Annotated in this window: 14 protein-coding genes; 9 read left to right on the top strand and 5 right to left on the bottom strand. The window is 59.3% G+C overall.

Annotation, left to right across the window (positions count from 1 at the left end):
* Positions 1–51 precede the first annotated feature (51 nt).
* From J2X71_RS26745 to J2X71_RS26735, 3 genes are all read left to right on the top strand, one after another.
* Positions 52–513 carry an Lrp/AsnC ligand binding domain-containing protein gene (locus J2X71_RS26745; RefSeq protein ID WP_007824522.1) on the top strand — a complete coding sequence of 154 codons (462 nt, stop codon included), beginning with the start codon at positions 52–54 and terminating at the stop codon, positions 511–513.
* A gap of 145 nt (positions 514–658) precedes the next feature.
* Positions 659–1,384, top strand: coding sequence for a LuxR family transcriptional regulator (locus J2X71_RS26740; RefSeq protein WP_113321982.1), 726 nt, complete (start codon positions 659–661; stop codon positions 1,382–1,384).
* Between the two features lie 46 nt (positions 1,385–1,430).
* Positions 1,431–1,892: a diguanylate cyclase gene (locus J2X71_RS26735; RefSeq protein ID WP_113321981.1), complete on the top strand. Its 462-nt coding sequence runs from the start codon at positions 1,431–1,433 to the stop codon at positions 1,890–1,892.
* Here J2X71_RS26735 and J2X71_RS26730 read toward each other — a convergent pair.
* The 3 genes from J2X71_RS26730 to J2X71_RS26720 form a co-directional block, all read right to left on the bottom strand.
* Entirely contained in the window at positions 1,889–3,010 is a 1,122-nt protein-coding gene (locus J2X71_RS26730; RefSeq protein WP_310386863.1) for a DUF2333 family protein, read from the bottom strand. The two genes, J2X71_RS26735 and J2X71_RS26730, sit on opposite strands and share 4 nt — an antisense overlap.
* Positions 3,011–3,161: 151 nt before the next feature.
* Positions 3,162–4,235 carry a hypothetical protein gene (locus J2X71_RS26725; RefSeq protein ID WP_310386861.1) on the bottom strand — a complete coding sequence of 358 codons (1,074 nt, stop codon included), beginning with the start codon at positions 4,233–4,235 and terminating at the stop codon, positions 3,162–3,164.
* A 73-nt stretch (positions 4,236–4,308) separates the two neighbouring features.
* Entirely contained in the window at positions 4,309–4,911 is a 603-nt protein-coding gene (locus tag J2X71_RS26720; RefSeq protein WP_310386859.1) for a thymidine kinase, read from the bottom strand.
* Positions 4,912–5,147: 236 nt separating this feature from the next.
* On the opposite strand from J2X71_RS26720, the gene J2X71_RS26715 reads away from it, so the two are divergent.
* From J2X71_RS26715 to J2X71_RS26695, 5 genes are all read left to right on the top strand, one after another.
* Positions 5,148–6,104, top strand: a complete 957-nt coding sequence (locus tag J2X71_RS26715) for a choline ABC transporter substrate-binding protein (RefSeq protein ID WP_113321977.1) — start codon at positions 5,148–5,150, stop codon at positions 6,102–6,104.
* 77 nt (positions 6,105–6,181) lie between these two features.
* The gene (gene choW, locus J2X71_RS26710) at positions 6,182–7,027 is read left to right on the top strand and encodes a choline ABC transporter permease subunit (protein ID WP_310386857.1); all 846 of its coding nucleotides are present in this window, start codon (positions 6,182–6,184) and stop codon (positions 7,025–7,027) included.
* Positions 7,024–8,070 carry a choline ABC transporter ATP-binding protein gene (choV, locus tag J2X71_RS26705; protein WP_310386855.1) on the top strand — a complete coding sequence of 349 codons (1,047 nt, stop codon included), beginning with the start codon at positions 7,024–7,026 and terminating at the stop codon, positions 8,068–8,070. Before choW ends, choV begins: the two co-directional genes overlap by 4 nt.
* A 139-nt stretch (positions 8,071–8,209) precedes the next feature.
* Positions 8,210–8,959, top strand: a complete 750-nt coding sequence (locus J2X71_RS26700) for a pyridoxamine 5'-phosphate oxidase family protein (RefSeq protein WP_310386853.1) — start codon at positions 8,210–8,212, stop codon at positions 8,957–8,959.
* Positions 8,960–9,074: 115 nt separating this feature from the next.
* Complete coding sequence (locus J2X71_RS26695) at positions 9,075–9,392, top strand: helix-turn-helix transcriptional regulator (protein ID WP_007824533.1); 318 nt, start codon at positions 9,075–9,077, stop codon at positions 9,390–9,392.
* A 143-nt stretch (positions 9,393–9,535) separates the two neighbouring features.
* On the opposite strand, the gene J2X71_RS26690 is transcribed toward J2X71_RS26695, so the two are convergent.
* Complete coding sequence (locus tag J2X71_RS26690; protein WP_310386851.1) at positions 9,536–11,509, bottom strand: PhoX family phosphatase; 1,974 nt, start codon at positions 11,507–11,509, stop codon at positions 9,536–9,538.
* Positions 11,510–11,560: 51 nt separating this feature from the next.
* Positions 11,561–11,758: a hypothetical protein gene (locus J2X71_RS26685; protein WP_310386849.1), complete on the bottom strand. Its 198-nt coding sequence runs from the start codon at positions 11,756–11,758 to the stop codon at positions 11,561–11,563.
* Here J2X71_RS26685 and J2X71_RS26680 point away from each other — a divergent pair.
* Positions 11,757–13,085 carry an aspartate aminotransferase family protein gene (locus J2X71_RS26680; RefSeq protein ID WP_310386848.1) on the top strand — a complete coding sequence of 443 codons (1,329 nt, stop codon included), beginning with the start codon at positions 11,757–11,759 and terminating at the stop codon, positions 13,083–13,085. The genes J2X71_RS26685 and J2X71_RS26680 overlap by 2 nt on opposite strands.
* The last annotated feature ends 65 nt before the right edge of the window (positions 13,086–13,150 follow it).

Here is a 13,150-nt window from a genome sequence, read left to right as displayed (position 1 = left end):
AGGCCGACCAACACGATCTTCGCCTACCGACCGCCTGAAAGGCCGCGAAAAATGAAAGAGCTCGACCGTCTCGACCGCAAGATTCTCCGTGCGCTGCAGAAGGAAGGACGACTTTCCAACATAGAGCTCGCCGAACGCGTCAACCTGTCTCCCACGGCCACTGCCGAGCGCGTCAAGCGGCTGACCCGAGACGGTTATATCACGGGCTATATGGCAATCCTCTCGCCGGAAAAACTCGGCCGCAACCTCCTCGTTTTCGTACAGGTGAAACTTGACCGCACCACGCCTGACGTTTTCGATGCCTTTGCTGCGGCAGTAAAACGCAGCGACGACGTCATGGAATGTCATATGGTCGCAGGAGGTTTCGACTATCTTGTGAAGGCGCGCATGGCGGGGATGGAGGCTTATCGCCAATTCCTCTCGGAGGTGATTCTTTCCCTCCCCGGCGTACGCGAAACACACACCTATGCGGTCATGGAGGAGGTAAAAGGCACAGCCCTTCTACCCGTATAGCTCGAAAATCAACTTAAGCGCGTTTTTCATCTGGTTAATTTTTCACAAAATGAATTAATCAGCGTGTGCTAAGTCAATTAGGGCTAGCATGCAGGCGGATTTATGTATTTGATAGCGGTAACATAGGGACTTGCGGGGGCATATAATGTCTTACATGACTACCTCTGAAAGGCAGTCATTACTATCGAGCGAACTGGCAGTGGCGCGCACGCGCGGCCTGTTCGCACAGGCGCTTGGAAGGGTGGCGGCGGCATTCGGTTTTGAGCACGCCACTCTGCTCAACGCGCCGACGATAGAAGATTTGCTGCTCAAGCCGCTGATCATCGAGAGCTCGCTGCCGGTTTCCTACATCAGGGATTTCGATCGTGCGCATATGCTGCGCGCCTGTCCCTTTGCCGCACGCATGAGGGAATCAGCCGTACCGCAGGTATGGCATCTTAACGATCCCGGCCATGCCCAATCTTTCCCTGCCGGCACCAGAAACTTGATGCTGCAGCACGGCATGAGCGCCGGCATTGCCATGCCGATCAATTCGGCCGATGGACAGCGCCTCGTCTTCTGGTTCGGCGGCGAACGCGCATCCCTCGGCCAGAGCGAGATCAACGAACTCGCGATGATCGTTCTCCACGCCGTCGACACCTACAACAGCGTCAAGCGCAATGAGGAGAGCCCCCATAGCGCGCTCTCGGCCCGCGAGCTCGAGGTTGTGCGGTGGACGGCGCAGGGCAAGACCTCGATCGAGATCGGCCAGATCCTGGCGCTCTCGGATCACACGGTAAATGCCTATATGACCAACGCAATTAAAAAACTCGATTGCGTCAACCGCACCCAGTTGGTAGCAAAAGCCATCCGATTGAAGCTGATCAACTGAGGAATCAGAAGAGAATCAGCGCGCCATCCCGAATTAGGGGGAAACCGTGCCTCTTCGTTTCGAACAGTCAGCCGTCGAACATCGGCTGCAATCCCGTGCCCACATCGGAATTACCGATGCAGAAGCGCTGACCATGTTCGCTGCCTACCGCCTCTTCGGCTTCTGGCGGATGAACCTCGAGACCGGGCATTTCTTCGCCAGCGAAGACGTACACCAGATCTTCGATCTTCCTTACAGCGAAGGTCCGGTCAACCTGACCGAACTCATGTCGCGCATCCATGCGGAAGACCGGCTGCTGATTGCCGAAACCTTCGAGCAGGCAAGCCTCTACCGGGTCGGATTCCACTATGTCTATCGCGTCGACAACGGGCTCGGCGGCTACAAGATGGTGCGCTCCGTCGGCAAGTTCCGCGACGACGCCAGCGGCGGCGGTATCGTCGGTATCACCTATGAATTCGTCGAGAAGCTGCGCATCCTTGGCTTCGAGGACGGCGGCACTCCGGCTTAACGGTCCAGCACCGAGCGGATTTCAACCAGGTTCGACCGCACTCTCAGCATATAAAAGCCCATCGTGGCGAGATGGCTCGGCATGATCCAGCCATCCTCCCGTCCGTTGGAAATGATTGCCGGCTGGATGCGAAGTGCTGCCTGAAACTGTTTGGTCGTGCCCGCCCAGATTGCTCCGAGGTTCCGTTCTGCCACAACCTGAGAGAAGTCCGACTGCGCGGCCGTCAGAATCGCGTAATAAGCGTATAGCTGGCCATAGGCGAACCAGAATCGATCGTCCGCCCGCGTGTCAAACCAGCCGCGATTATGGTTTTCCGAGCGCTCCGCCAGCATGTCGGAGGTGCTGCCGAGATCGTTGGCGATGCGGTCGATGAACTGCATCAGGTTGTCCGCGCGACCGTCGAAAACTGCGTTGCAGGCGGCGAGATCAGTGTTGAACTTGCGCAAGTCTTTGATGGCCGTGCGATAATAGGCAGGCGTCGGCGTCTTCAGTCCGAAGGGATCGAGCCCGAAATACCAGCTGTGTTCATCGAACTGCAGATTGCCGCGCGCGCTCTGCAGATCGTTGTTGATGCCGGACGTGCCTCGCACGCGCCCGAGCGTATCAACAAGCTCCGCCGAAGTTCGCCGGACCGCCTGGTTGATGCCGCGCTGGAAGGATGCCTTGTTGTCCAGGAAGGGCGTGTGATCCCAATCGATGCCGAACAGGCCCATCTTGTAGAGCACCATCGACGATATCCAGGCATTCTGGTTGACGTTGAAATCCGTCAGATCGGCCGCGACATCGACGATCGCCGAGCGCTGGCAGGTCTTGGCAGCAGTTCCGTCGGCCGCCGGAATTTCCTGTCCTGCCGGCACCTTGCGATCCGAAAGGCGATATTGATCGACGAAGTTCGTATTGAAATTCGACCAGGCCTGCGTCTGCCAGATGAAATAGCCGTAAAGGACGACGAGAAGTGCGAGAAACGCGATGATCGGCAGCCGGATCATCCAGGTCCGCCGCGCATACCATCCGTGCGCGGCCATGAATGGCCAGATCGCCCAGGCGGCAAAAAGGCGAACCCAGCGGCTGATCGTCTGGCCGATCAGTCTGAAAAAACCGGCAATCCGGTCGAGCATCGTCGTCTCCTGTCAGGCGGCGAAAACAGGGATATCCTTTCCATCCACATATGCGCTTGATCGCCCAAGTACAACAACAGACAAGGATATTTCGGCCAACGGAGTGCGAGCCAGACGCGACAGATCGGATACGCCTTCCCTCGCCGCCCCGTTAGGAGCGCAGCGAACGGAGGAATCCGAGGCCGAACATCGGAGATTTTCGCACCACATCGATCAGCGGCGCCTCCGAGGGCTCCTCGGCATAGGCGGGAAATTTCCGGGCAAATTCCTGATCTGCACGGCTCTTTCGCTGGACCAGATCCTGAGGCACCAGCATGCCCTTTTCGAAAAGCGCAATAGATGCGGCAATATTCGGGAAAAGCTCCGGCTTGATCCTCACCTTCATGCCCGGACGGTCGGTATCGACCTGTGCCTGATAGATGATGAGCCGCTCCTCGGTATCGACCGAAAGCTTGCGGACGAGCACGTTGCAGCCGGCGATACGGCCATTAAGCCTGTCGACGAAGGCCTGGAACATGCCGATGAAGCGTTCGCGCCGCTGGCTCTCGTCGCGCATCGCATGTTCCTCGACGGAAATGCGCTCGGCCTCCGCCTTCAACGCCAGACGCTCCGCTTCCATCTGCTCCCAGTGCGCCTTGTTGCCATAGACGCCGATGCGCCCCTGCGTGTTCAATGCCTTGGCGTTGAGCTCCTTCATTCGCATCCGCGCAATGTCGATCTCGTCAACAAGCCGCCGCCGATGCTCGACAATGTCGATGAGGCTCAATTCGGCGCTCTTGTGACGCTCGACAAGGGACAGCCTCTGGCCTTTAAGCAGCGTCGCCAGCAGATCGGATTTCGTTAGAAGATCGAGTAGTTGTTCCACGACCGGCGCCTCGCGCACCCGCGCGCTATGCATGCGCCACATGCGCTGTCGGGAAAACCATCCGGCCATCTTTTCGCGCCGCGTCAGCCCGCGAAAACTGTCGAGATCGGCCGAAACCTTGGCCGTCAGCCGGTCGAGGGAGAAGACGAGTTCCGCAAGCAGCACATCGAGCGTGGCACTGTCGTTTAAAAAGGCCTGGAAGCGCGCATTCTGCTCCAGGAAAATCTCGTCGGATGAGCGCGACTCATCGCCATCGAACCCCTTGATGCAGGCGGCGCAATAATCGGCCTCGCCGGCCATGGCCTCGGCAAGGTCACGGGCAGCATCATACTGGCTATCGAAAGGCGGGCTTTTGCGCACCGGGCACTCCCAGGGAATCTCCGTCTTCCAGATTATTCACTTGCCGCGCTAAAGAAAACAGATGTTGATCCGTTCAGACCGGCTCGGCAATCCATTCGCCATTCATTGCATCATCCCAATGGCGGCGACACAATGAAACATATTTCTCGTTCCCGCCGACATCGATCTGTGCGCCTTCGTGCAGCACCTTGCCCTCGGCATCGAGCCGCACGACCATGGTGGCCTTGCGCCCGCAATGGCAGATGGTACGCACCTCCCTCATCTCGTCGGCAATCGCCAGCAGCTCCTGCGAGGCCGGGAAGAGCTTGCCCTGGAAATCCGTTCTCAGGCCGTAGACCATCACGGGAATGCCGAGCCTGTCGACGACGCGGGCAAGCTGCCAGATATGATCGCGCGTCATGAAATGCGCTTCATCGACGAAGACGCAGGATATCGGCTGTCCTTCGCTGCTGAGTTTCCGGACCAGCGCATAGAGATCGCTGTCGCTTTCGAAGGGGATGGCCTCCGCTTCGAGCCCGATACGCGAACCGATGATGCCGCGCCCCACCCGATCGTCGAAGGCCGCGATCAACAGAACCGTGCGCATGCCGCGCTCCTGGTAATTGTAGGAGGCCTGCAGCAGCATGGTCGACTTGCCGGCGTTCATCGTCGAGTAGTTGAAATAGAGTTTTGCCATCGGATTCTCCTTATCTGGCTTCTTGAAAGCTGGAGAACGCAAAGAAAAGCCCCGACAAATCGATAATCACAGGAAATCCAGGCGGCGAAATCGCCAAAAGCCCTGAAATTCAAGCTTTCCCAAAAAACGCTGGAGCGTCGCAATCATATAGTCCGGAACGCCGCAAACGCGCCGAGATCGCTTGTAAAACTGGTCTATTGATGGTTGGCTTGGGAACGTAAGACTGGGAGTCTAAAATGAAAACAACAAGCGCATTCAAACTCATTACTGCAACTGCCGTCGCAGCTCTCTCCGTTGCGACCGCCGCCTTCTCCGCAGACCCTGAAAGCTGCTCCACCGTCCATCTTTCGGACATCGGCTGGACGGACGTCACGTCGACTACGGCGACCGCCTCCCTGCTCCTCAAGAAGCTCGGCTATGAGACCGACATCAAGGTTCTCTCCTTGCCGGTCACCTATACGTCGATGAAGAACAAGGACATCGACGTCTTCCTCGGCAACTGGATGCAGTCCCAGAAGGCAGATATCCAGCCCTACCTCGACGACAAGTCGGTCGAGTCCTACGGTCCGAACCTCGTCGGCGCCAAGTACACGCTGGCGACCAATGCCAAGGGTGCCGAACTCGGCATCAAGGACTTCAAGGATATCGCTGCTCACAAGAGCGATCTCGACGGCAAGATCTACGGCATCGAGCCCGGCAATGACGGCAACCGCCACGTCATCGACATGATCGATAAGAACACCTTCGGCATGAAGGAAATGGAACTGGTCGAATCCTCCGAGCAGGGCATGCTGGCGCAGGTCGCCCGCGCCGAGAAGGAAGGCAAGCCCATCGTCTTCCTCGGCTGGGAACCGCATCCGATGAACACCAACTTCAAGATGACATATCTGTCGGGTGGCGACGACACGTTCGGACCGAATTTCGGCGGCGCCGAAGTCTATACCAACGTGCGTGCCGGCTATCTCGATGAGTGCCCGAACGTCGGGACGCTGGTCAAGAATCTGAAGTTCTCCCTGAAGATGGAGAACGAGATCATGAACAAGATCCTGAACGACGGCGAAGATCCGGAAAAGGCAGCGGGCGAATGGCTGAAGGCCAATCCGTCCACGGTTGATCCCTGGCTTGCCGGCGTCAAGACGCGCGATGGCAGCAGCGATGGCCTCGCAGCCGTCAAGTCCGGCCTCGGCCTCTGATGAAATGAACGGGGCGGATCTGCCGCCCCGTTTTCGTTTTCATCCCGATCTTCGTTCTTAAAAGACAGGCGCGCCTCGTGAATTGGATCACCGACGCTAAAATTCCCATTGGCCCCTGGGCCAAGTCCTTCGTTGACTGGCTGACGACAAACGGCGAATGGTTCTTCAACCAACTCTCCGCGCTGCTGTCCCACGTCATCAATGCCTTGCTTTTCGTGCTGCAGACGCCCAATCCGCTGATTGCCGTCCTCGCCATAAGCCTCATCGCCTGGTGGCTGCGCCGATCGATAACAGTGGCGGTCTTCACCTGTCTTGGGCTGCTGCTCATCATGAACCAGGGCTATTGGAAGGAGACGACGGAAACGCTGGCGCTCGTACTCGCCGCGACCTTCGTCAGCATGGTGATCGGCATTCCGCTCGGCATTGCCGCTGCCCGCCGCGCCTGGATCTATGCCGCGATGCGGCCCGTTCTGGACCTCATGCAGACCATTCCGACCTTCGTTTATCTGATTCCAGCACTTATCCTTTTCGGCCTCGGCATGGTGCCGGGCCTGATCGCAACCGTCATCTTCGCCATCCCCGCCCCCATCCGCCTTACCCGCCTCGGCATCATCTCGACGCCCCCTTCCCTCGTCGAAGCCGCCGTCGCGTTCGGCGCGACGCCGATCCAGGTTCTGCGCAAGGTCGAACTGCCCTTTGCAACACCGCAGATCATGGCCGGCCTGACACAGACCATCATGCTCTCCCTCTCGATGGTCGTGATCGCCGCCCTCGTTGGCGCTCCCGGTCTCGGCGTACCGGTCGTGCGTGCCTTGAACACCGTCAACATCGCCAAGGGTTTTGAGGCCGGTTTCTGTATCGTCATTCTGGCAATCATTCTGGACCGCATGTTCCGCACCGCAGGCGAAGGAGACGGCGCATGACCGCGGTCAGTTTCAGAGACGTCAACATCATCTTCGGCGACCGGCCGGAAATCGGACTCGCCATGGTCGACCAGGGTCGCTCACGTGACGAGATCGGCGCCGAGACCGGCCTCGTTCTCGGCGTCGCCAATGCCTCGCTGACCATCGAGGAAGGCGAAATCCTCGTGCTGATGGGCCTTTCGGGTTCCGGCAAGTCGACGCTCCTGCGCGCCGTCAACGGGCTTGCGCCCGTCGTGCGCGGCGACGTCGCCGTTTCGACGGCAACGGGGTCGGTAAACCCCTACAAATGCAGTGCCAAGGCGCTGCGCGACCTGCGCACGCATACGGTCTCTATGGTGTTCCAGCAGTTCGCTCTCCTGCCCTGGCGCACCGTTGCCGAGAATGTCGGTTTCGGCCTTGAGCTCTCGGGCGTGCGGGAAGCCGAGCGCAAGAGCCGGGTCGGCGAGCAGCTCGAACTCGTCAACCTGACGAAATGGGCGGACCGCAAGGTCAACGAGCTCTCCGGCGGCATGCAGCAGCGCGTCGGCCTTGCCCGTGCATTCGCCACCGGCGCGCCGATCCTCCTCATGGACGAGCCGTTCTCCGCGCTCGATCCGCTGATCCGTACGCGCCTGCAGGACGAGTTGCTGGAATTCCAGCGGCGGCTGAAGAAGACCATCCTCTTCGTCAGCCACGATCTCGACGAGGCCTTCCGCATCGGCAATCGCATCGCCATCATGGAGGGCGGACGCATCATCCAGTGCGGAACGCCACAGGAGATCGTCAAGAACCCGGCCGATCAATATGTCGCCGACTTCGTGCAGAACATGAATCCGATCAACATGCTGATGGCCTCTGACATCATGCAGCCTGGGCTTGGCGACGCAGCAATCGGCATGTCGGTCAGCGCCACCGCCCGCCCCACGACGCCGCTTGTCGATATCCTCGATGCCCTCTCCCGGCAGCCCGGCAGTATCGGCGTGGTCGACAACGGCCAGATCGTCGGCACGATCTCGGCTCAGGATGTCGTCACCGGCCTTACACGGCACAAGCGGAAGGAATAAAGCATGTCGCGCAAAAGTGTGCAGCGGTTTTGCGGTAACGACATGCGAAAACAAAAACCTAAAGCGTGGCAAGCGAATCCTGGAGATCGCGACACGCTTTAGACTTGATCCTTTCACTCCGCTTTGCGACAACGCGGATATGAAAGAACCGTCCTCCACGCTCCGCGAAACCGACGACGAGGCCCGCAAGCTGGCGCGCATTCTCTTGCGCTCCGCCCGCTATGCTGCCCTCGCCGTTCTCGATCCCGAAACCGGCTTTCCCTTCGCAAGCCGGGTTCTCCTCGGCACCGACATAGACGGCGTGCCGGTCATTCTCGTTTCCGCGCTCTCGACCCACACGAAAGCGCTCGCTGCCGATGCCAGGGCCTCGCTCCTGACCGGCGAGCCCGGCAAGGGCGATCCGCTTGCCCATGCCCGCCTGACGACCCAATGCCGTGCGGAACAGGTGGAGCGGGATACGCCTCTCCACGCGCGCATCCGCGCTCGTTTCCTCAACCGTCACGCCAAGGCGAAACTCTATATCGATTTCCCGGATTTCCGTTTCTTCCGGCTCATCCCGCAATCGGCCAGCCTTAATGGCGGATTCGGCCGTGCTTACATTTTGGACGGCAGCGATCTCGTGATTCACTCCGAGGCAAATGATCACATCGCTGAAAAAGCTGACGCCGCAGTGCAAGATTTAGTAGCGCGCCATCCGGACCTCATGTTAGCGCTGACATCCAGGCTGAAGGCACCTGAAGCGGGTCCCTGGCGCATATGTGGGGTCGATTCCGAAGGTTTTGATATGATTTCAGGTGACTTATTGATGCGTTGCGAGTTCGACATACCCGCTGAGGACTTAGATCACATTTGTTCAAACATATCTAAAATAGCATACCTGATACCTTAAATTTAGGTATATACAATCTTCGAGCCCAATTGCTAGTTTTCGCTGTCAGTCAAAGAACCGTCTGACGGCCTGTGCCTGTACGGATGATGTACGTTTCGCATTAGGAAGAAAAAATATGGAAACCTCTGATTTGGCCGAGCACACCAATGTGGCGGCAGCTTTATTATCGGCCATGGCCAACCCCAAGCGTTTGCTGATCCTCACCAGCCTGGTAAAGGGAGAAGTGCCTGTCGGCGTTCTCGCCACCCAGGTCGGCCTGAGCCAGTCGGCCCTCTCCCAGCATCTGTCGAAATTGCGCGCTCAGAAGCTGGTCAAGACCCGTCGTGATGCACAGACGATCTACTATTCCAGCAACTCCGAGCCGGTCATGAAGATCCTCGCGACGCTGGAGGATATCTACGTGGCTCAGAACCGGAGCAGGTCTGCAGCCTGATGTCAGCGCTGACATGATGTCAGTCTGAGCAGCGTTCCAGGGAAATGCTTCCGCGGGCGCCGCTTAACGATTTTCAGCACGTAAAACCTTTGGGACCGGCAATTCGCAAGAATTGCCGGTCCCGTCTGTGTCAGAACGACAGGTTAGCTGCCCACCACTCCGTTGCTAGCGCGCGTCAGCACGACGAGCGACGGACGCGCCGGCACACCCGGCTTGAAGTCCGGCCAGTTAGTGCCGGCATCTTCCATTGAGGTCGCATCCTCGTTATCGGCCATGCGCAATTCGCCCGGATGCTGGACCGAGAGGAAGACGCTGGAGCCGTCCGAGGTAAAGGTCGGCGAGCAGGTCTCCGAACCGACAGGCGCGATATAGATGAGCTTCGGCAAAGCGCGGCCCGAACCCTCCGTATCCATTACATAGACGGAATCGGCGATGCCTTCCGGCGGCGGGCCGTCGGTGGTCACCCAAAGGCGGCCTGCTGGATCCACGGCAAGGTTATCGGGGTCGGTGAACCAGCCGGCCGAGGTGGTCGCTGGATGGAACATCGCCTGGTCTTCGGGCTTGGCCGGATCGCCGCAGAGCACGAAGACGTCCCACTTGAAGCTCTCAGCGGCGTAATCGGGCTTGTCAGGACCGCCTGGCGTTACAAGCTCCAGCAGATGCCCATGCGGATTGGGGCCACGTGGATTGGCAACGTTGACCTGTTCCTTCTCGTCGTCACCCTGGCCCTTCGGCAGGCGATCCTCGTTTTCGGTCATGGCCACATAGAGCTTGCCGGTGCCGAGATGCGGGATGAAGCCCTCCGGCCCGTCCATTGGCGTCGCACCAACGAGGTCGGCGGCAGTGCGGGTGGCGAGAACCACGTCTGCCTGCGTCTTGAAGCCGGCTTCCGCCGTCAACGGGCCTTCGCCAGCAACGAGCGGGATCCAGCGCATCGTGCCGTCGCTTTCGAACTTGGCGACAGACAGGGTGCCGTGATCGAGCAGATCCTTGTTGGCGGCGCGATCGTTGGGGTTCCACGGATCGCGGGTGACGAAGCGGTAGATATATTCGAAATCGTCGTCATCGCCCATGAAGACCACGACGCGGCCGTCAGGCGCGACGCAACATTGCGCGCCTTCATGCGTCATGCGGCCGAGCGAGGTGCGCTTGACCGGCTTTGCAGTCGGATCGAAGGGATCGATTTCGACGACCCAGTCGAAACGCATCCACTCGTTCGGCTCTTCCTCGAACTTGAAGCGCGGCTCGACGCGGCTGACGGAATAGATGTCGTTCTCATCCTCGTCCCAGCCCTGGCGCTCGACCAGTTCCTGGTTCGGCAACTTGGTATAGTCGCCGGCAAAAACATCCATCGCGCCTTCTTCGCCTGAGAGCATCGTGCCCCAGGGTGTGACGCCGCCATTGCAGTTCGAGATCGTGCCGAAGACAACCGTGCCGGTCGGATCGGCCTTGGTCTTGAGCCGGTCGTCGCCGGCAGCCGGGCCGGAAATGCCGATCTCCGTACTCATGTGGATGCGGCGGTTATACTTGCCGTCCTTGACCACGTGCCATTGATTGCCATCCTTGCGCACTTCGAAAACGGATACGCCGACAGCAGCCATGACGGCGCGGATCTGATCCTCGGTCATCTTCTCGCGGTAGTTGTCAGCGGTCAGGCCCGGGAACATCAGAAAGGGCGTCGCATATTCATGGCTGACGACCATCAGGCCGTGATCGGAGCTCTTTTCGCCCCACGGCAGCGGCAGGAACTGCGTGAAGTCATTGTTGTAGCCAAACTGGCGCTCGGCCGCCTTGCCATTCAGCTTGGCGACATCGAATTCCGGGCTGTCGGTAAAGAGAGCGTCGCCCCAGCGAATGAGGATCTGGCGCTCGTAACCATCAGGCCAATGGTCGGCGGTGTCGCGCACGCGCTTCAGTTCGGGGAAAGTAAGGGTCGACGCGGCAGCTTCTGCCCTCGTTGCTTCGAGCGCCGGCGCAAAAGCAGCCGCACCCATGGCGGCGATAAAGCCCTTGAGAACGGTACGGCGACGAACGCCTTCTTCGAGAATGGTGCCGTAGCTCGGCGCAAATGCACGCCGCGGATTGGGACGCGGTCTGGTTTTCTGGCGGTCCGTCATGACTACCTCCGGTAAAAATGGTTGAATTTCAAGGAAATGAATGAAATGCCCTCAGCCATTGCGGCCATCGATTTTTGTAGCAATGCCGGGCGAAGGATTGATGACGCCCGAAGTGTCCGGCAACGGCAGACAGCGGCGCTTCTTCGGCTTGACGCCTTGCCGGGCGCTGATAATTTGACCGGGCAGTAAAAATAAACGGCGCCAAGCCTTGAACGGGAACGGCCTCCCCAACGGCCAGGAGAACAGCATGTCCAACCGCCTGAATGCAACGCCAAACGACCTTCGCGCCTTTTGGATGCCCTTTACCGCAAACCGTCAGTTCAAGAAGGAACCGCGCCTCTTCGTGAGCGCCAAGGATATGTACTACCAGACCCATGACGGGCGTCAGGTTCTGGACGGTACGGCTGGCCTCTGGTGCGTGAATGCCGGACATTGCCGTCCGAAGATCACCGAGGCGATCAGCGAACAGGCCGGCGAACTCGATTACGCCCCGGCCTTTCAGCTCGGCCATCCCAAGGCTTTCGAGCTCGCCAACCGCCTGGTCGACATCGCGCCGGAAGGATTGGACCACGTCCTGTTCACCAATTCCGGTTCTGAATCGGTGGAAACGGCGCTCAAGGTGGCGCTCGCCTATCACCGCGTGAAGGGCAACGGCTCACGCTTCCGCCTGATCGGCCGCGAGCGTGGCTATCATGGCGTCAACTTTGGAGGCATCTCGGTCGGCGGCATCGTCACCAACCGCAAGATGTTCGGTACCCTGCTGACCGGCGTCGACCACATGCCGCACACCCACCTGCCCGGCAAGAACAACTTCACCCGCGGCGAACCCGAGCATGGCGGCGATATCGCCACCGAACTCGAGCGCATCGTTACCCTGCATGACGCGTCCACGATCGCCGCCGTGATCGTCGAACCGGTCGCTGGCTCCACCGGCGTTCTCATTCCGCCGAAGGGCTATCTGCAGAAGCTGCGCGAGATCTGCACCAAGCACGGCATCCTGCTGATCTTCGACGAAGTCATCACGGGCTTCGGCCGCCTGGGCGCACCCTTCGCTGCTCAATACTACGATGTGAAGCCCGATATCATCACCACCGCCAAGGGCTTGACCAACGGCGTCATCCCGATGGGCGCGGTCTTTGTGACCTCGGAAATCCATGATGCCTTCATGAATGGCCCCGAGCACATGATCGAGTTCTTCCATGGCTATACCTATTCCGGTAACCCGATCGCCTCGGCCGCAGCACTTGCAACGCTCGACACCTACAAGGAAGAGGGCCTGCTGACCCGTGCAGCCGAACTCTCGGACTACTGGGCTGATGCGCTGCATTCGCTGAAGGATTGCCCCAACGTCATCGACATCAGAAATACCGGCCTTATCGGCGCCATCGAACTCGACCCGATCGCCGGTGAGCCGACCAAACGCGCCTTCACGGCCTTCCTCAAGGCTTACGAAAGCGGCCTGCTGATCCGCACGACAGGCGACATCATCGCGCTCTCCCCGCCGCTGATCATCGAGAAGAAGCACATCGACGAACTCTTCGGCAAGCTGCGTACGATCCTGCAGAACAACATCTGAGCTCAATCGTCCCAAGTGAATTCAAGGGCGAGGCTCCGGCCTCGCCCTTTCTTTTGATATCGGCG

Source organism: Rhizobium sp. 1399 (genome assembly GCF_031455475.1).
In the GTDB taxonomy this organism is placed as follows: Bacteria; Pseudomonadota; Alphaproteobacteria; order Rhizobiales; family Rhizobiaceae; genus Rhizobium.
This window is presented reverse-complemented; position numbering and strand designations above follow the sequence as displayed.

What these genes read in the sequence shown, in the direction of transcription:
- J2X71_RS26745 (WP_007824522.1), top strand. Translation starts at nt 52, where the DNA reads ATGAAAGAGCTCGACCGTCTCGACCGCAAGATTCTCCGTGCGCTGCAG.
- J2X71_RS26740 (WP_113321982.1), top strand. Translation starts at nt 659, where the DNA reads ATGTCTTACATGACTACCTCTGAAAGGCAGTCATTACTATCGAGCGAA.
- J2X71_RS26730 (WP_310386863.1), bottom strand. Translation starts at nt 3,010, where the DNA reads ATGCTCGACCGGATTGCCGGTTTTTTCAGACTGATCGGCCAGACGATC.
- J2X71_RS26720 (WP_310386859.1), bottom strand. Translation starts at nt 4,911, where the DNA reads ATGGCAAAACTCTATTTCAACTACTCGACGATGAACGCCGGCAAGTCG.
- J2X71_RS26715 (WP_113321977.1), top strand. Translation starts at nt 5,148, where the DNA reads ATGAAAACAACAAGCGCATTCAAACTCATTACTGCAACTGCCGTCGCA.
- choV (WP_310386855.1), top strand. Translation starts at nt 7,024, where the DNA reads ATGACCGCGGTCAGTTTCAGAGACGTCAACATCATCTTCGGCGACCGG.
- J2X71_RS26700 (WP_310386853.1), top strand. Translation starts at nt 8,210, where the DNA reads ATGAAAGAACCGTCCTCCACGCTCCGCGAAACCGACGACGAGGCCCGC.
- J2X71_RS26695 (WP_007824533.1), top strand. Translation starts at nt 9,075, where the DNA reads ATGGAAACCTCTGATTTGGCCGAGCACACCAATGTGGCGGCAGCTTTA.
- J2X71_RS26690 (WP_310386851.1), bottom strand. Translation starts at nt 11,509, where the DNA reads ATGACGGACCGCCAGAAAACCAGACCGCGTCCCAATCCGCGGCGTGCA.
- J2X71_RS26680 (WP_310386848.1), top strand. Translation starts at nt 11,757, where the DNA reads ATGTCCAACCGCCTGAATGCAACGCCAAACGACCTTCGCGCCTTTTGG.
- J2X71_RS26685 (WP_310386849.1), bottom strand. Translation starts at nt 11,758, where the DNA reads ATGCTGTTCTCCTGGCCGTTGGGGAGGCCGTTCCCGTTCAAGGCTTGG.